The sequence below is a fragment of the Streptomyces sp. NPDC014006 genome, assembly GCF_043088925.1.
Taxonomy (GTDB): domain Bacteria; phylum Actinomycetota; class Actinomycetes; order Streptomycetales; family Streptomycetaceae; genus Streptomyces.
The window spans coordinates 32,366-48,712 of sequence record NZ_JBICAJ010000005.1 but is presented as its reverse complement, the minus strand read 5'-3'; the positions used below and the strand labels follow the sequence as shown (position 1 = coordinate 48,712).

Here is a 16,347-nt window from a genome sequence, read left to right as displayed (position 1 = left end):
CCTCGGTGGTGTTCTCGGTCACTCGGCGGCGGCGAGCAGGCGTGCCTCAGTCTCCTCGTAGAGCTGCCGGCTCTGCCGGCTGTCGGCGGCGCGGCGCCGGTGGTCCAGACGGCTGCCCAGCCATCCCGCCAGGTAACCGAAGGGGATGGAGATCAGGCCGGTGGACTGCATGGGGAACCAGTGGAAGTCGGCGTCCGGGAAGACGGCGGACGGTGTGCCCGAGACGGCCTTGGAGAAGATCATCAGCACCAGCGCGCAGCTCGCACCGCCGTAGAGGGAGGCGAGCAGGCCGGTGCGCGTGAATCCTTTCCAGAACAGGGAGTAGGTCAGCGCGGGGGCCACCGCGGACGCCCCGATGCAGACGGCCAGCGTCGTCAGCACGGCGACGTCCCAGTCCTGGACCAGGGTGGAGAGCGCGATGGCCAGCGTGCCCACCGCCACGCTCGTCCACGCCGCGACGGTCATCTCCGTATGCGGCTCCGCCTGTCCCCGCCGCACCGCGTGGGCGAACAGGTCGTGGGCGAGCGAGGAGGCCGCGGCCAGGGTCATTCCCGCGACCGAGGACAGCAGGGTGATGAACACCATGCCCGCCACGGCCGAGTAGAGCATCGTCACGCCCGCGGAGTCGGGCGCACCGCCGAGCACCTGGGACAGCATGAGCAGCGCCGTCCTGCCGTGCGGGTCGACCGCGGTGATGGACCGCGAACCCACCAGCGCCGCCGCGCCGGTCCCCACGATGATCACGAGCAGACAGAAGGTGGTGACCGTGCCGACCGCCCACGACATGGAGCGGCGCACGGCCGGCACGTCCTGCGCGGAGTACAGACGCATGGTGATGTGGGGCAGACAGGCCACGCCGAGGACCACGGTGATCTGGAGCCCGACGAAGTCCAGCCGGTCCACGGCCGAGGTGCCCAACTGGAGGCCCTGCTGAAGGAAAGCGGGGCCCGTGCCGCTGCCGTGCTGGGCGGCCCTGAGCACTTCTCCGGGGTTCCAGTCGAAGCGGTTGAGGACCAGCGCGGCGATGGCGGCGCTGGTGCCGAGCAGGATGACGATCTTGATCATCTGCAGCAGCGCGGTGCCCCTCATTCCGCCGAGTGCCGCGTAAATGATCATCAGGCTGCCCACGATGACGATGCACGCGGTCCGGGCACCCTCCCCGTGCGGGATGTCCAGGATGAAGGTGAGCAGCGACCCGGCCCCGGAGAGCTGGACGACCAGGAAGGGCAGGGTCGCCGCCAGCGTCACCAGGGAGGCGGCGACACGCACGGCCCGGTCACGCCCGGGCAGGGTGCGGACCAGGACGTCGCCCATGGTGAACCGGCCGGCGTTGCGCAGGGGCTCCGCCATCAGGAACATCAGCAGCACCAGGGACAGGGCGGTGCTGACCGCGAGGACATAGCCGTCGTATCCGGCGAGCGCGATGATGCCGGTGGTGCTCAGCACCGTGGCCGCGGAGATGTAGTCGCCCGCGATGGCCAGGCCGTTCTTGATCGGGGTGAGCGAGCGGTAGCCGGTGTAGAAGTTCGTCAGGTCGTCGCGCTCCGGTCCCGCCATCACGCAGATCAGCAGCGTGACGGTGACCAGGGCGGTGAACAGGACGAGGACGATGGTCTGCGTACCGGAGTCGACGGCGTTCATCTCGCCACCCCCGCGGCCCGGCCGGCCGCCCGCTCCCTGACGGCGCCGGCCAACGGGTCCACCGAGCGTCGTGCGCTGCGCCCGTACCAGAAGACCGCCCAGAAGGTGACGACGAGCTGCAGGACCCCCAGGGTCATTCCCAGGCTCAGCTCCCCGGCGATCTTGGACCCCATCAGGTCCGGTGCGTAGCAGGACAGCACCACGTAGACCACGAACGAGCCGAGTGCGGAGAACGTGGAGACCCGGCGGAGCACACGGTAGGCCGAGCGGAGGGCGACGAGGTCACCGCCGTTCCGAGGGGCCGCGTGCGCGTACGGCTCCTGCCGGGTGGCCGTTCCGTACCTGTCGTACGGAGAGTCGCCGTGCACGTGGCTGCCGCTGCGGAACGGAGAGTTGTCGTATCCGGACGCGGACTCGTGCCACGGGTCCCGGCCGTACGCCTCGTGCCGAGGGGCGCCGCCGGACGGCTCGTTCCGCGGCTGCGTCCAATACGGCGATGCCGGCTGCGTATACCGCCCGTCGTCGGGATATGTCATCGCGTGGCCTTCCGATGCTGCGAGGAACCGTTGGGGCTGGAGAAGAGCGTGGCGGCGCACGATACCGACTGGTTGGGATGCTTGATAAGCCAGTCGAGCGTTACGTTTTGAGCTCGAGATCGCATCTGGACGGCAGCAGCGGCCGACGGCTCGACGGCCTCCGAACCATAGGCGTCCGACGGCCGGACCGGCCTGTGGTGAATATCACTGCGACCGACGTACCTACTGGTCGGTATGTTCGCAGGGGGCCGCGACGACGGGAGGCGCAATGTCTGCGACCAACCGCTAGATCCGTCTGGCAGCCCGCCCGTGGGCGAGGTCCAACCCGGGGACCGGGAGCACGCCGAGGGGCCCGTCGAAGAACCGGGCCCGGGCCAGTTCGCGGGCGGTTCGGTGAGGTGAAGGGGTACGAGGGTGCTCCGCTGCCGGCCCCGGAGCTGCCGGTGGCGCCATGGAAGGCGCAGGGACGGGTGCCGTGACCGGCCTGCGGCAGGTATTGCAGGCTCGGTCGCGGCCGCACGATTGCCGGCTTGGCGGGCAAGGGCCACGTGTAAGTGGACAGCTGGGACGGCCGGCCTCAGCAAGGGCGTTTTGTGCTGCGGGCGTCGAACGCGCAGGCGGTGGGGAGAGCGGCAGCCGGTCGCAGGAGCAGAGCAGGTCGGTCTCTGCGATCGGCTGGCCACTGCCCGGCACGGTCAGCCGGTCTCCGCGTGGGCCTCGACGTCTTCGATACCGGTGGGGCGGCCGGCCCGGTTCCAGCGCAGGTACAGGCCACCGGCAATGAGCAACGTCGCCGCCATCGACAGCACCGGCCAGCCGCGCAGCAGATTGACCACGAGGGTGAAGGCGACGGCCGCGGCGGCGAGGCCGTTGACCCACGCCAGCGCCGGCTTGCGCTCACGGTCGGCGAAGCGGGCCATGGCGATCAGACCCACCAGGAAGCTGACGAAGACCGCGACGGCGTAGAACAGGACCAGTTCCTGTTCCTGGCCGGCCGCGGCGACGATGATCACCGCGGCGGCGGCCAGGTACACCACGACCGACCAGTACGGCGTGTGGTGGCCGTTGGTCCGGCCCAGGACGGGCGGGAGCACACCAGGGCGCCCGGTCGTTCCGGACAGGGCCTTCAGCAGACCCGGTCCGGCCTGGAAGGACGAGCTGGCCGCGGCGAGCAGCAACAAGGAGCTGGTGAGCTGGAAAGCGCCGTAGAGCCGGCCCGGCCCGGCCGCCGCGTGGGCGATGTCGGCGATCTGGGTGGAGTCGGTGCCGGGGATGCCGATGCCCAGGCGTACGGCGAGCGCGGTCAGTGCCAGGGTGAGGCCGCCGACGATGACGACGAGCAGGGCGAGCGTGCCGCGGCCGAAGCGGCGCCGGTGGGTGTCGTCGAGCTGACCGAGCTGCGCGATCGCGGTCGAGGGGGCCTCGACCCCGGTGGCCAGGGCCATGGCGACGGGGAAGGCCAGGACCACCGCGAGGGTGGCGGAGTGACCCGGGTCCGCACTCGCCGCCGCGTGACCGGTGGCGTGCGGGGCGGTGAAACCGAGCACCACCACGGCGACGGAGATCACCACGAAGGCCACGGTCATGAGGGCGAAGAGCAACCGGCCGCCGTGTCCGAACCAGGTCAGACCGGCCACGACGAGCAGGAGCAGCAGGGCCAGCGGGATGCGGACCGGTGCCAGGCCGGGGAACAGGGCGATCACCGCGCTGGCCGCGGCGGAGATGGAGATGCCGATGGTCAGGACGAAGTCGACGACCAGCGCGCCGATCGGCAGGAACGTCCAGCGGGAGCCGAAGGCCCGTGCCGCGGCGGCAGCCGCGCCGCCGCCCTTGGGAAAGCGGCGCACGAGCTGCCAGTAGTTGGCTGTCACCACGACGACGAGCCCGACGACGAGACTCATGGTCGGCAGCAGCAGCCCCAGGTCTCCGTGCAGGGCGCGCAGCGCCGCCTCGATCGCGTAGGCCACGGAGGAGACCGGGTCGGCGATCACCGCGAAGGCGAAGGCGAAGAACAGGACCGAACGCCGTGGCGTACGGCCTCGGATGCTGGGTGCGGCAGCCGTGGGGGCTGCCTTTGCGGGGGAAGCCACGCGAAGACCTTTCGAAGCAGTGGATGAGGGACCTTCGCCGACCAGACTTCCCGGCACACCGTCTTCAAGACTACGTCAGGAACGATCAGCGGCCCGTCAAAGAGGTGTCAAGACGGCCGGGCGGGCCGAACCTTGATGCTCTCCGGCATCGAACGGGCGTCAAGATTGCCGGAACCGGGCAATGTCCGGTGTGACGTGGCCGTGTCACGATGCGGCCGTCGGCGGGGGAGCGGCACGGGGGAAGCGCGAGGAGAGGCGGTGTGGGCGGTGACCTGGTCTCCGGGGCCCGGCACAACGGGGGCCGCCCTCCTCGCGCTCGCGGTCGTCTTCGACGGGTTGCCGGAAGGGGTTGCCGGTATTCACGCCGCCGCAGAACGGCCCCGCGTCGGTGAACCGGCGAGGCGGGAAACGCATCGGCTGCCCGGGCGAAGAGGCGCTGATGCGGACGGCGTGCCCTGGTGCAGCCCCGCTGTGGGGGATGGCCGCGACCGCAGGGCGACGTGAGCTGCACTGGACGGAAAGCGACCCGAGCGAATCGCGGATCAGTGACGCGCGCTGCCCATTTCCGAACTGAAGATCCCCGGGTCGCTGTCGAAGCCCTGAATCATCCGGCGAAACTGCCACGCTCCGCCGGCGTCCCGGGAGAACTCCGCGACGGTAGCCGCCGTCGAGCCGGCGACCTCCGCGAAGTCGTCCGTCATCAACTGCCGGTACTTCTCGACGACGAGGACGCCGACGTTCGAGATGTCATCGAACGTCCGCGGCCCGCCGGTCTGGTGGATGGCCACGCCGACCACCACCCGGCCGTAGGCTTCCGAGAGCCGCTCGAACTCCAGGACCATCACCTCGACGAAACCGAAACCCATACCGGTCTGGCTGTGCCGGGTCATGTTGATGGTGCCGTCCGGTGAGCGGCTGTCGTAGTGCACTGTGTACGCCGGCCGGCCGTAGGGGGCGTCGGCCGGGTAGACGGCCGCGATGATGTCGAGGTGCCGGGGAGCCTCTCCGAACGGGCTCGGGTCCCACTTGAGCCGCACCTCGACCTTGCCCAGCCCTTCGCCCGTACCACTCATCCTGCCGTTCCCCCTCAGGTTCACCGTGAGACCTTCCCGCATGATGAAGTATGCGGTCCTGACAGCTCGTTGATGCATTCCGTGCAGAGCCCTGGCGCTGCGGCGTCGTTCACGCCGGCATCCAGGAGACGGTGGTCAGGCCGGCGGCAGCGGCAAAACCAGGTCGACGTGGATCGGCGGAGTACCCGATCATGCGTTCATGCCCCTGAGAGAGACCCTTGCCCGAGCCGAAGCAGACCTGGCTGCCGGTCGGGTTCCCGTCGCGCGCCAGCGCCTGCGTGGTCTCGTTTCGTCCTTTCCGCACGACCTGACGCTCCGCCGTCGTCTGGCCGAGGTGTACCGGCTCTACGGCGACGCCGCCGAGGCCGGACGCTGGATGTACCTCGAAGAGGACCGGGACGCCGACGAGACGGCAGCTTCGAGGCGCGGTACGGGCCTGCCGGGTGGCGGATGAAGGCCCTCGCCTGGCGTGGTCCGGAGGCGAAGGCCGCCACCGCCTTCGCGCAGGGGCAGCTGATCGCGGTGCGGACCGCTCGGGCCGAGGAGGTGGGGCACCCCGTCGACTGGGACGACCCCGCCTCCTGCCGGGACGACCTGGAAGGGGAGCGCGAGGCGCCGACCGAGCCGCGGACGGTCGGCGGTGTGCTGGCGGGCGCCGGCTGTCTGGTGGCGGCCCTTGTGTTCCTCGCGATCTGGGTGAACGGACTCCTTGCCCTCTTCGACTGACACACGTCACCGGGCCGGTGAGGAGCGCCGCTCATGGTGCGACAACTACGCCTCCTGCCGCGCGGCGTACGCCATCTGCCTGCCGTTCGCGGGCCGACGGCGTTCCTGGGCCCCGAAGCATGCCGGCGCCAGAGCCCTGAGCCGGTCGCGCAGGGCACACCGGCACCTCGAACAGGGCCCACTCGCCTCCTTCTTCCGGGGACTGCGGGTGGTTCCTGCCCGCTGCGCCGTACAACCGATCGCGACGGTCGGTGGTCTGACGCACGTTTCCGCTGTCGAGAGGCAGAACGAGGATGCCGGCTCGTCGAACCGCCCTGGGCGTCGCCGCGGCGCTGCGTCTGACCGTCCTCGCCGCCGCGGGCCCGGTGCGGCTGGCGGAGCAGCCGAGCTGCCGCAGTGTGAAGCAGCAAACGGACAGACATCTGCACATCAGGTGCGACGACAGGGCCGTGCCCGTGACCTTCCGGGTCGGCAAGGCGTTCGTGTCGCACGCCGAGTTCCTCCTCCAGCCCGCGGGCAGCGCCCTGGACGGGGGACTCGTCCAGGGCGACGGCGCCGCCCGGCAGCACGGGGATGGGTCGGTAGCTGACGCGCTGGAACGCCCCGTAGGCGCACGGGGCATGACGTGTGCTGATCCACTGCCGACGTCGACCCCAGTGCATGGCCGCCCTCGCGTGGCCTGGCCTAAACGCCGAACTCAACTCGCTTGCGAGGGCGGGCATCCGGCCGCGCTCAAGTGCGCCCGACTACCGTTGCGGTCACCCCCTCGTTTAACAAGTCAGTCGACCGGTTTTTCGTTGACAAGTCGTTCGACCGGTTTCTATCCTGTGCCGCAGTCGGGAGAGCCGCTCCCGTCTGTCGAGTACCGCGAGGCCGGGGACGGGCCGGCGGTGCAGGCGGTGGGCCTACGGGGACAGGTCCTGCCGCTTCGATGCATGGGGGGACCAACTGATGGCGAAGCAAGAGCGATCGGAACGTACGCTGGAGAAGCTGACCGTCGCGGCCGCCGAGCAGTTCGCACTCCACGGCTTCGTCAAGTCGACGCTCGGCGGTGTGAGCCGGGCCGCCGGTGTCACCAAGGGGGCGCTGTTCTTCCACTTCCCGACCAAGGACGACCTCGCGGACGCCGTGCAGAAACGGGGCCAGGACATCCTGGAGGCGATGCTCACGGACTTGACCTACGCGGAGAAGTCCTGTCTCCAGGTCCTCGTGGACGCCCTGCACGCGCTGAGCGGAATGCTGCGCTCGGATCCCTTCATCAAGGCCGGCGTGCGGATCGCGCGGGAGCGGACGGCCGGGAGCCCGGCCCCCATGGACTTCTACCCGCTGTGGCTGGACCGGCTCGGGCAGTTGCTCGAAACGGCGCGCAAGGACGGCGAGTTGGCCGCCGACGTTCCCGACCTGTCCGCGCGCACCCTCGTCACCGCGGTGGTCTGCGGAGTCGAGACGCTGGCGTGGATGGGCGTGTCCGAGGACGAGAGTCACAAGTGGCTCGGGTGCCTGTGGGAACTGGTGCTTCCCGTCGTCGCCTCCCCGGACGCCCTCCCGCGGGTGAGGACCACGGCGCCCACGGGCGGCGCGTCCTTGGCCCGCGGGCGCGCCGCAAGTCACTGACCGCTGCTACAACTTGCCACGGCTGCGATCCGGGGCAGGTCTCAAGGGGGGTTGGACATGGGCGTGTTAACGGGCAAGACGGCACTGGTGACGGGTGCGAGCAGGGGGATAGGGCGGGGTATCGCGCAGCGGCTGGCGCAGGACGGCGCCCTGGTGGCGGTGCACTTCCGGGAGGACGAGAGCGCGGCCGCCACCACCGTCGGGGCGATCCGGGACGGTGGCGGACGGGCGTTCGCGGTACGAGCGGACCTGGGGGTGTCCGGGGGAGTGGAGAGCCTGTACGCCCAGTTCGACGCCGGAGCCGCACGCCACGGCACGGGTCCCGGACTGGACGTCCTCGTCAACAATGCCGGGGTCAGCGGATCCGCCCGCATCCACGAGGTGACGCCCCAGCTGTTCGACCGCATCTTCGCGGTGAACGCCAAGTCCCTGGTGTTCACGGCCCAGCAGGCGCTCGAGCGGATGCCGGACGGGGGCCGCATCGTCAACATCTCCTCTGCGGCCGCCCGCATCGCCTACCCCGAGTCCCTGGTCTACTCCATGAGCAAGGGGGCGGTCGACACCTTCACCCTGGCGCTGGCCAAGGAGGTGGGGGCGCGCCACATCACGGTCAACTCCGTCCGGCCCGGATTCATCGAGACCGACATGAACGCGCAGAAGCGCCGTACGAGTCGAGCTGCGGCGGAGCTGGCCGCGTGGTCCGTGTTCGAGCGGCTGGGGCAGCCGGCCGATGTGGCCGACATCGTCGCCTTCCTGGCGTCCGACGCGTCGCGGTGGATCACGGGTCAGTGCATCGACGCCTCGGGCGGTTCCCGGCTCTGACGGCTCCCGCGGCGTGACGCGCGGTGCCGTCACCGGGCCGGCCGGTGCCGGGCAGCCTGGCCGGCGCTTCAGTCCGCCCTCGCGCCATCGCCGATCGCGGCCCGCATTTCGCCGGACCCCGCCGGTGCGAACCGGGCGAGGCGGCGGGCCGGGACGACCCCGGGCAGCAGCCACGTCCACATGTCCGTGACCCGGTCGTGCAGGTCCTGCCGGGCGGTGCGCACCTGTGACGTGATCTGCACACCGGCGAACGCCCCCACGATGTAGGTCGACAGGTCGCCGGTGTTCACCTCGGGCTTGACGTCGCCGGCGCCCTGGGCGTTCGCCAGCAGGTCGCGGACGGAGTCGATCCACTGGTTGTAGGGCGTCGGGTCGGGCGCCGCGAACGAGCCGAGCTCTATGACGAGCCGGATGCCCGCCCGCAACCGGGTGCTGGTGCGCAGGCCGTGGGCCATGCTGTGCGTCAGGTCGATGGCTCGCTGCAGCGCGCGGAGGTCGGGATCGGCGCCCTCGGGGAGCAGTTCGAACTGTTCCGCCACCAGTTCCCTGGCCAGGGCCTCCTTCGACTGGAAGTGGAAGTACATAGCGCCCTTGGTGACACCGGAATGCCTGGCGATGTCGCTGAGGCTGGTGCTGCCGAACCCGGCCGCGTCGAACGCGGCCGCCGCACCGTCCAGGATCGCCTGCCGCGTCGCCTCCGCACGCTCCTGCCGAGTTCTCGTTCCCGTCGCCACAGCCGGTTCTCCTCCCCCCGCGGTGCGGATGACGGCATTCCGCCTCTCCGGTGATCACCGCGATCCCTCATGCGCCCGAACTTCCACTTCGCTATAGCCGAAGAATACCATTCGGCTAGTATTCTCGGCGCGGAGCCTCGGATGCTCGCGGAGCCTTCGAGGCTGTATCGGTACTGGTCAGACGGTGTTTCCACATCAGTTTCCAGAACTCGGGGGGCTCAATGAATTCCCTTTTGCAAGCCGACCGTCCGCATTTCGGAGAGAGGCGCGACCCCGGGCTGTTCGAGCAGACCGTCCCGCGGAGCCTCGTCCACCGTGCCGCCGTGTCCGAGGTGCTGCTGACCGGGTGGGAGACCGTTCACGACGATCACCGCCTCGGTGCGCAGTGGTCCCGCACCCACAGCTACTACGGAGCGGTCGACGGCCGCTGGCACGACCCGATGCTGTTTGCGGAAACGATCCGACAGGCCTGCCTGTTGTTAGCCCACGAAGCGCTCGACGTGCCCATGGGCTCGGGCTTCCTCACCGAGTCCACCGGCTTCGAGGTCGACGAGGAGCAGGTGCGCCTCTCCCGTCCGGCCCGTCCCGCCCACGTGGTGCTCGACATGCGCCTGAGCCACATACAGCGGCGCGCCGGGGTGGTCAGCCGCTACGGCTACGACGTCGTCGCCCATCGCGACGGTGAGCGGCTCGGCAGCGGCCGGCTGAAGGGCAAGTGCACCTCGCAGGCCGTCTACCGGCGGCTGCGCGGCGACCGGATCGACGCCCGCCCGCCGCACACCACGACGGCCCCGGTCGACCCGCGGCTCGTGGGCCGCGACCGCGAGTCCGACGTCGTGCTCGGTGCCTGCGCCGACGCCGGCGCCCACCCGCTGCGGATCGTCCCCGAGCATCCGGTGCTCTTCGACCACCCGGTGGACCACGTGCCCGGCATGGTTCTCATGGAGGCGGCCCGGCAGGCCGGCCTGCTGGCCCTGGGCGCGCCCCGGGGTCTCCTGGTGGCGTGCGAGGCGCAGTTCCGGCGCTACGTCGAGTTCGACCTGCCGTGCCTGGTGTCCGCCGACGAGCCGGAGCACGACGGCAGGGGACGCCACACCCTCACCGTCCGCTTCCTCCAGGACGGCTTCGAGGCCGGCACCTGCCGGGTCGCGATCCTCACCGTGGCCGGGGAGTGAGCGGCACATGGCCGAACCCACGACACCCTTGGCGCACGGGACGGGCACCGTCCTGGTGGCCGGAGGCACCGGTTTCGTCGGGAGCGCCGTGGTGCGTGCGCTGCTGTCGGGCGCCGATTCCGGCGCCCCGGACCTGAGGGTCCTGTCGTCCCGCGGCGCACCGGTCGTTCCCCACGCCGACGGGGTGCGGCACATCGGCGCCGATCTCACGCGTCCGGAGACGCTGCGCGGGGTGTGCGAGGACGTGACGACGCTGGTGCACGCCGCCTCCTACGTGGGGCGCGATCCCGACCGTTGCGAGGCGGTCAACCACCTCGGTGTGCGCGCCCTGCTCGACGAGGCCCGGCGCGCCGGGGTCGGGCGCATCATCTACCTGAGCACCGCCTCCGTGTACGGGACCGGCCCGCACCGCGGAGCCGGCGAAGAGGAGATCACGCCGCGCCCCCTGTCCCCGGCGAGCGCGTCGCGGCTGCGCGGGGAGTCCGCCGTCCTGGACGCCGGCGGCATCGTGCTGCGGCCGCACCTGATCTACGGGGAGGGCGACCGCTGGGTGGTCCCGGCCCTGGCCCGGATGCTGACGGCCGTGCCGGACTGGCCGGCGCACACCAGGCCGCTCACCTCGGTGATCTCGCTGGGGGACCTGGCGCGCTGCGTCGCGGCGCTCGTCCGTGACCATGAAGCGGCACGGGGCCCCGCGATCTACCACGCGGCCGATCCGCGTCCGCTGCCGTTCGGCAGGCTGCTGCTCGCGCTGCACCGTGTCCTCGGGCTGCCGCTGCCGCCCGGCGACATCTCCCCGGCCGAACACCGAGCCCGCATCCAACAGGCGGTGCCTGGGCTCTCCGACCATCAGTACGCCCTGGTCACCCAGGACCACTGGTACGACGCGCGCAGGCTGTGGGAGCGGTCCGGGCAGCGGCCCGGGCCCGTGTTCGAAGAGCAGTTCGCCGCGTGCCGGGACTGGTACGCGCGGCAGCCGGCGTGACGCCGTGGCCGGTGCCGGGGGCACCGGCCACGGCGTCACGGCGTCACGGCGCGTCGTGGAAGATCACACCAAGGACGTGGCGCCGGCCGTCGTGAACCGCGCTCACCCCGTGGCGCAGCATGTAGCGGCTCCAGCCCCGCGCCGACCGCACCGGACGGTCGTGTACCGCGAAGATCAGTCCCTGCCCCTGTCCCGGCCGTTTCACCACGGGACGGGACTGGGCGCGTGGACGCTGCTCGACGAAGACGCTCTCACCACCGGTGAAGTCGACATCGGGACGGTCCAGCATCACCGCCACCTGCAGCGGGAACGTCAGCTCGCCGTAGACGTCCTGGTGGAGGCAGTTGTAGTCGCCCGGGCCGTAGCGCAGCAGCAGGGGTGTGGGCCGGAGCTGTCCGGCCGCGGCGCACGCCGCCGTCAGTTCGGCGTGGGTCTGCGGGAAGCGGGGCCGGTCCAGGCGTTCCGCCCACTGGTTGGCGATCCGCGCCAGCGGCGGGTACAGCCGCGTGCGCAGCGCGGTCACCACCGGAGGCAACGGCGCGGCGAAGTAGCGGTAGCGGCCGCTTCCGAAGCGGTGGCGGCCCATGTCGACGGTGCTGCGGAACACGTCGTCCCGGTCGAAGAGCGCGCGGATCTCGCCGCAGGCCTCCGGCGACAGCAGGGGCGGTGTGACGGCGACGCCCTCGGCGTCCAGCTCCGCGCTCAGCGCCGTCCAGTCCAGCGCGTCCACGGCGGGCAGGTCGAGGGTGTCGTCGGCGCCGGCGTCGGGCGCGGTGGGGATGCGGCCGTGTTCCATGCCGGGCAGGTGAGGGGTGTCGTAGCTGGTCAGGGTGTGCTCCGCGGTCGTCGAGGAAGACGGGCGCCGGAGACGGGGGATGTGCTCCGGCGCCCGCCCGTTCAGAGGGAGGGCGCAGCCGTGCGGCCGGACTCCAGGTCGAGCAGGAATCGCTTGGCCGCGACTCCGCCCGCGTAGCCGGTCAACCGGCCGCCCGAGCCGACCACCCGGTGACAGGGCAGCACGACGCACAGCGGGTTCGCGCCCAGCGCGGTGCCCACGGCCCGCGCGGCCCGCGGCCGTCCGAGCGCGGCGGCCAGCTCGGCGTAGGTGCCCGTCGCCCCGTACGGGAGGATGCCGTCCAGCCGCTCCACGGTGGTGCGGCTGAACGGTGTGGCCAGGCGGAGGTCCATCCGTACGGTGAACGCGCGGCTGCGGCCTTCGAGGTACGCGTCGAGCTCGCGGCCCGCCTCCTCGAGAATGCGGAGCTGGGCCGGGGTGGCTGCCTCGGCGTCCACGGCGGTGAGGCCACCGCGGGTGATCCGGTTCACCGCCTGCTCACGGTCGTCGAAGGCGCACAGCACCAGCGCGTCGTCGGTGGCCGCGAGGGTCAGCAGACCCAGCGGGGTGCGGTGCGAGGCGAGTGCGGCGGTGGGTGGGGTGGGCATGGGGACCTCTCTGTGGTGCTCCGTGGTGCGCCGGGTCAGACGGTGATGGGCCGGCAGCTCTTGCAGGCCCGGTAACCCGCCTCGCGGGCGTCCTGCGCGGTGCGGAAGTGCACCCGGTGCCCGGGGGTGATGCGGCGTGCGTGGGCGCAGGTGGGGTGGCAGTAGATGAAGGTGGTGTCGCTGCCGAGGAACACCGCGCCGGCTCGGGACAGTTCCGCCACCCTGCGCATGTCGATGTGTTCGGCCCGGCGCAGGGCCTCACCCGCCTTCGGCAGGTACGCGGCGTCGCACGGCGATCCGTTGTCGTGTGTGACCCGGTGGCACGGTATGAGCACGGCGACGGGATTGGCCGCCAGCGCGCGCAGGATCTCCGAGACCGAGGGCGGGGCCTCGGCGTCGGCCTCGCGGGCGATCCAGCTCAGCGGCCGGAGCTGCCCGGCGGGGATGTTTCGCACGGCCTCCAGCACCGCGCGCTGCTGTGCGGGCAGCCCGGACAGGTCGATCGCCAGCCGGCGGGCCCGGCCGGTGCGCAGCGCGGGGATGAGCCCGGGGAGCGGTCGGCCTCCCGGGATCGCCGAGCGGCCGGTGCGCGCGCGGTGCAGTTCCTCGAAGCCGGTCGAGGTCAGGCCCGCCGAGTCCAGGCAGGCGCCGGTCACGGCTTGTGGACCGGCGGCCACGAACAGACCGCCGGCGGCCGTGTCGAGGCGCACGTACGTGTCGTAGCGCTCCTCGGAGATGCCCGCACGGCGCAGCACGCGCAGCGCGAAGTCCTCCGGTGCCCCGGTCGCGAGATCCGGCAGGCGCCGCGTCACCGCGTCGCCGTTGCTTTCGTTCACATCGTCACCTCCTTCAGGGCCGTCGGCTCCGGTTCGAGCAGTCGCCGCAGGCCGGCCAGACCGCGGGAGACCTGCGCCTTCGCGGTGCCCACCGCGCAGCCCTGTACCTCGGCCACCTCTGTGTAGCTCATCCCGATCACATGGTGAAGCACGACCGGTATGCGATGGTGCTCGGGTAAGGCGGACAGCGCCGTGACCAGGCGGGAGCGGTCCTCCGCGGTCGCCGCGCGTTCCTCCGGGCCCGGGCTGTGGTCAGGCCAGACGTCCATGGTCTCCTCCACGGGCAGTCCGGCTGTGGCCGGGCGCCGTGTCCGAGTGCGGACGTGATTGCGCCACACGTTCGCTGCGATGGTCATCAGCCACGCACGGGGACGCAGCTCACGGCGCCGTGCGGGGCTGTATTCCTGCAGAGCCGTGTAGGCACGCAGAAACGTGTCCTGGCCCAGGTCGTCCGCTTCGGCGAACGAGCCGGAGACCCGGTACAGGAACGCGTGCACCGCCCCGGCGTGCACCCGGACCAGCTCGGTGAAGCCGGATTCGAGGTGCGCCGCCAGGAGATCGGTCAGCTGCTCGGCCTTGTCGTCCATCACTGAGAGAAACACCGTCCAGGGCCAGGGGGTTGCAGACGTCGGGAAGTGGTCGTCCGCCGACGTCGGGAAGCGCTCGTCCGTGGACGACGGAAACGGGTCATCGGTGGACGACCGGAGCGTCCAGCGCCGAGCTGCCGGCCAGGACCGCCTGGTACAGGCGCCGCATCCGGGGGACGGGCTCGATCCCCAGGGTGTCGCCGAGCGCCCGGCGCAGGCCGTGGAAGACGTCCCCGGCGCGTTTGCGGTCACCGGAGCGGTACAGCGCCACCATCAGCTGGGCGTGCACGTTCTCGTGGGTGGGGTGGCGCGCGGTCAGATCACTCAGCTCGTCGACCAGCTCACGGTGCTTGCCGAGGGCCAGATCGGCCTCTATGCGCTGTTCCAGCACGCCTTGCCGGGTCTCCGCCAGCTCCGCCAGGTGCGGTGAGCTCAGGGGGCCGGTGCGGACGTCCGAGAGGGCGGTCCCGCGCCACTGGGCGAGGGCCAGGGTGAACATCTCCGATGCGGTGCGGTGGTCCCCGGCGGCGGCGGACAGGCGCCCGCGCCGCGTCAGGTCCGTGAACCGGAACCGGTCGAAGTCGGTCGTCTCCAGGGCCAGCTGGTAGCCCTGGTTCCTGGTCAGCAGCAGACGGCTGTGGTCGCCGCGGGGGCCGCGCAGAGCCTGCCGTATGTGGAGCACGTAGGTCTGGAGCGTGGACATCGCGCTCTTCGGGGGAGTCGACCCCCACAGCTCGGTGATGCAGTCGCCGGCGCGCACCATCCGCGGTGCGTTCAGCATCAGGAATGCGAGGAGCTGGCGCGGCTTCGGTGCGCTCGGCACCAGATTCGCGTCGGAACCGGACAGTAAGAGAGGGCCGAGAACGCCCGACTTCATAAGGAATTCCTATCCCCGTGGTGTCGTAACACTTCGAACAGGCATCCTGTTTTGCGACTCGAGGATAGGCATGTAACGTTTTCGACGTCAAACGGAATGGTGACTGATAATTAATTCGGTCAGCCGGCCGGTTCTTTTGTTCGGCTGCTATTCAGGACGGTAATCTGGCGGCTATTTGATCCGCGGCGTCCGGGCCGTAGGCGCACCGGAGGCGGGCCGCCAGCCGGTCCCGGACAAGCGGGTAGCCCTGGGCGTCGGGCGACTCGAGAGCGGCCGCCGCCAGGGCGCACCCGAGCTGCGCCGCGCGCTCGGCGCACCAGCCCCAGACGGCACCCGCCAGGAAACCGGCGCGGAACGCCTCGGCGGTCCCCGACGGATCGCCCTCCCGCACCGCGCGCACCGCCTCGACACAGGCCGCGGGGTGCCCGCGCCGCGCGATCGCCACCCCGCGCAGCCCGCGTGTGACGACCCAGGTGCCCACCCGCCCGAGCAGTTCCGCCTCGCCCCACCCGGTGAGTTCACGCAGCAGCGGCACGTCGAACTCGTCCGTGAACGCGTAGCGGGCCCCGTCGACGAGTTGGCGTGCCTGCCGGCCGGTGAGGCGGGACAGCCGGTCACCGGGGTCGGCAGCGAAGGGGATGCCGAGCCGTCTGCACTCCTCGGTGTGCCGCACCATGGCCTCGACGTCCCCCGCCGTCACCACCACCAGACCCAGCCCGCCGATGCGGCGTGCGGCCGGCAGCAGGGTGATGTGCCGGGACTCCGTCTGCGCGCCGTCGTACGACAGCCTGAGCCGGCCGTCGCCCGCGTCCCTGATCTCCACCGCCCGCGCCGTGTCCAGGACCTCGCTGACGCGCACGAGTTCGAGATCCACGCCGTACGACAGCAGGGAGCGGCCGTAGTCGGCGAAGTCCTTGCCGACCGCCCCGGCCAGCAGCGGGCGCAGGGCGAGACGGCCCAGTCCCACGGCGATGTTGGCGCCTGCCCCGCCCCGGCGCACCCGCAGGGTCTCGGCCCGCACCGCGGCGGCGCCGCGGCCCAGCGCCGTGCCGTCGGTGAGCCGGCCTGCGACGGTCAGCACCTGGTCGGTCGCGATGGCACCGGTCACGGCTATACGCATGGTGATCAACTCCTAGGGAGCAAGGCCCGTCAGGAGGCGACGACGCGGCCCCGGACCACGAGGGTCCGGGGCCGCGTTCGGGCGGACG

General features: G+C 71.3%; 15 protein-coding genes and 2 pseudogenes. 5 read left to right on the top strand and 12 right to left on the bottom strand.

Annotated elements, in window-relative coordinates:
* Positions 1–18: 18 nt before the first annotated feature.
* The 4 genes from ACF1GV_RS18370 to ACF1GV_RS18355 all read right to left on the bottom strand — a co-directional run bounded on the left by ACF1GV_RS18370 (position 19) and on the right by ACF1GV_RS18355 (position 5,340).
* Entirely contained in the window at positions 19–1,641 is a 1,623-nt protein-coding gene (locus ACF1GV_RS18370) for a cation acetate symporter (RefSeq protein ID WP_391681758.1), read from the bottom strand.
* Entirely contained in the window at positions 1,638–2,177 is a 540-nt protein-coding gene (locus tag ACF1GV_RS18365; RefSeq protein ID WP_391681755.1) for a DUF485 domain-containing protein, read from the bottom strand. Before ACF1GV_RS18365 ends, ACF1GV_RS18370 begins: the two co-directional genes overlap by 4 nt.
* Positions 2,178–2,872: 695 nt before the next feature.
* Positions 2,873–4,267, bottom strand: a complete 1,395-nt coding sequence (locus tag ACF1GV_RS18360) for an amino acid permease (protein ID WP_391681753.1) — start codon at positions 4,265–4,267, stop codon at positions 2,873–2,875.
* Between the two features lie 542 nt (positions 4,268–4,809).
* Entirely contained in the window at positions 4,810–5,340 is a 531-nt protein-coding gene (locus ACF1GV_RS18355) for a TerD family protein (protein ID WP_391681750.1), read from the bottom strand.
* Positions 5,341–5,539: 199 nt separating this feature from the next.
* Between ACF1GV_RS18355 and ACF1GV_RS18350 the strand changes: the two are divergent.
* Positions 5,540–6,066 (top strand): annotated as a pseudogene (locus tag ACF1GV_RS18350) (DUF6584 family protein).
* Between the two features lie 479 nt (positions 6,067–6,545).
* On the opposite strand, the pseudogene ACF1GV_RS18345 reads toward ACF1GV_RS18350, so the two are convergent.
* Positions 6,546–6,728 (bottom strand): annotated as a pseudogene (locus tag ACF1GV_RS18345) (NUDIX domain-containing protein); the annotation flags it as partial.
* A 289-nt stretch (positions 6,729–7,017) separates the two neighbouring features.
* Here ACF1GV_RS18345 and ACF1GV_RS18340 point away from each other — a divergent pair.
* Positions 7,018–7,680 (top strand): ScbR family autoregulator-binding transcription factor, encoded by a 663-nt coding sequence (locus ACF1GV_RS18340; protein ID WP_391681747.1) that lies wholly within the window; start codon positions 7,018–7,020, stop codon positions 7,678–7,680.
* A gap of 57 nt (positions 7,681–7,737) precedes the next feature.
* Positions 7,738–8,502, top strand: a complete 765-nt coding sequence (locus tag ACF1GV_RS18335; protein WP_391681745.1) for an SDR family oxidoreductase — start codon at positions 7,738–7,740, stop codon at positions 8,500–8,502.
* Between the two features lie 68 nt (positions 8,503–8,570).
* On the opposite strand, the gene ACF1GV_RS18330 is transcribed toward ACF1GV_RS18335, so the two are convergent.
* Complete coding sequence (locus tag ACF1GV_RS18330; protein ID WP_391681742.1) at positions 8,571–9,236, bottom strand: ScbR family autoregulator-binding transcription factor; 666 nt, start codon at positions 9,234–9,236, stop codon at positions 8,571–8,573.
* A gap of 221 nt (positions 9,237–9,457) precedes the next feature.
* Between ACF1GV_RS18330 and ACF1GV_RS18325 the strand changes: the two genes are divergently transcribed.
* Both ACF1GV_RS18325 and ACF1GV_RS18320 read left to right on the top strand, forming a co-directional pair.
* The gene (locus tag ACF1GV_RS18325; RefSeq protein WP_391681740.1) at positions 9,458–10,411 is read left to right on the top strand and encodes a ScbA/BarX family gamma-butyrolactone biosynthesis protein; all 954 of its coding nucleotides are present in this window, start codon (positions 9,458–9,460) and stop codon (positions 10,409–10,411) included.
* Positions 10,412–10,418: 7 nt separating this feature from the next.
* On the top strand, positions 10,419–11,396 hold the full coding sequence (locus ACF1GV_RS18320) for an NAD-dependent epimerase/dehydratase family protein (RefSeq protein ID WP_391681738.1): 978 nt from the start codon (positions 10,419–10,421) through the stop codon (positions 11,394–11,396).
* A gap of 43 nt (positions 11,397–11,439) precedes the next feature.
* On the opposite strand, the gene ACF1GV_RS18315 is transcribed toward ACF1GV_RS18320, so the two are convergent.
* The 6 genes from ACF1GV_RS18315 to ACF1GV_RS18290 all read right to left on the bottom strand — a co-directional run bounded on the left by ACF1GV_RS18315 (position 11,440) and on the right by ACF1GV_RS18290 (position 16,259).
* Positions 11,440–12,192 (bottom strand): 2OG-Fe(II) oxygenase, encoded by a 753-nt coding sequence (locus ACF1GV_RS18315; RefSeq protein WP_391681736.1) that lies wholly within the window; start codon positions 12,190–12,192, stop codon positions 11,440–11,442.
* Positions 12,193–12,293: 101 nt separating this feature from the next.
* Complete coding sequence (locus ACF1GV_RS18310) at positions 12,294–12,839, bottom strand: methylated-DNA--[protein]-cysteine S-methyltransferase (protein WP_391681733.1); 546 nt, start codon at positions 12,837–12,839, stop codon at positions 12,294–12,296.
* Positions 12,840–12,874: 35 nt separating this feature from the next.
* A complete protein-coding gene (locus tag ACF1GV_RS18305) occupies positions 12,875–13,675 on the bottom strand; it encodes an MGMT family protein (protein ID WP_391681731.1) in 801 nt (266 codons plus the stop codon).
* Positions 13,672–14,262 (bottom strand): RNA polymerase sigma factor, encoded by a 591-nt coding sequence (locus ACF1GV_RS18300; protein ID WP_391681728.1) that lies wholly within the window; start codon positions 14,260–14,262, stop codon positions 13,672–13,674. Before ACF1GV_RS18300 ends, ACF1GV_RS18305 begins: the two co-directional genes overlap by 4 nt.
* Before the next feature lie 100 nt (positions 14,263–14,362).
* Positions 14,363–15,085 (bottom strand): BTAD domain-containing putative transcriptional regulator, encoded by a 723-nt coding sequence (locus ACF1GV_RS18295; protein ID WP_391681725.1) that lies wholly within the window; start codon positions 15,083–15,085, stop codon positions 14,363–14,365.
* A 205-nt stretch (positions 15,086–15,290) separates the two neighbouring features.
* Complete coding sequence (locus ACF1GV_RS18290; RefSeq protein ID WP_391681723.1) at positions 15,291–16,259, bottom strand: PfkB family carbohydrate kinase; 969 nt, start codon at positions 16,257–16,259, stop codon at positions 15,291–15,293.
* Between the last annotated feature and the right edge of the window lie 88 nt (positions 16,260–16,347).

Bases quoted from the DNA above. Each gene is read 5' to 3' on its own strand.
- ACF1GV_RS18370 (WP_391681758.1), bottom strand. From the start codon at position 1,641: ATGAACGCCGTCGACTCCGGTACGCAGACCATCGTCCTCGTCCTGTTC.
- ACF1GV_RS18365 (WP_391681755.1), bottom strand. From the start codon at position 2,177: ATGACATATCCCGACGACGGGCGGTATACGCAGCCGGCATCGCCGTAT.
- ACF1GV_RS18355 (WP_391681750.1), bottom strand. From the start codon at position 5,340: ATGAGTGGTACGGGCGAAGGGCTGGGCAAGGTCGAGGTGCGGCTCAAG.
- ACF1GV_RS18340 (WP_391681747.1), top strand. From the start codon at position 7,018: ATGGCGAAGCAAGAGCGATCGGAACGTACGCTGGAGAAGCTGACCGTC.
- ACF1GV_RS18335 (WP_391681745.1), top strand. From the start codon at position 7,738: ATGGGCGTGTTAACGGGCAAGACGGCACTGGTGACGGGTGCGAGCAGG.
- ACF1GV_RS18325 (WP_391681740.1), top strand. From the start codon at position 9,458: ATGAATTCCCTTTTGCAAGCCGACCGTCCGCATTTCGGAGAGAGGCGC.
- ACF1GV_RS18320 (WP_391681738.1), top strand. From the start codon at position 10,419: ATGGCCGAACCCACGACACCCTTGGCGCACGGGACGGGCACCGTCCTG.
- ACF1GV_RS18315 (WP_391681736.1), bottom strand. From the start codon at position 12,192: ATGGAACACGGCCGCATCCCCACCGCGCCCGACGCCGGCGCCGACGAC.
- ACF1GV_RS18310 (WP_391681733.1), bottom strand. From the start codon at position 12,839: ATGCCCACCCCACCCACCGCCGCACTCGCCTCGCACCGCACCCCGCTG.
- ACF1GV_RS18300 (WP_391681728.1), bottom strand. From the start codon at position 14,262: ATGGACGACAAGGCCGAGCAGCTGACCGATCTCCTGGCGGCGCACCTC.
- ACF1GV_RS18290 (WP_391681723.1), bottom strand. From the start codon at position 16,259: ATGCGTATAGCCGTGACCGGTGCCATCGCGACCGACCAGGTGCTGACC.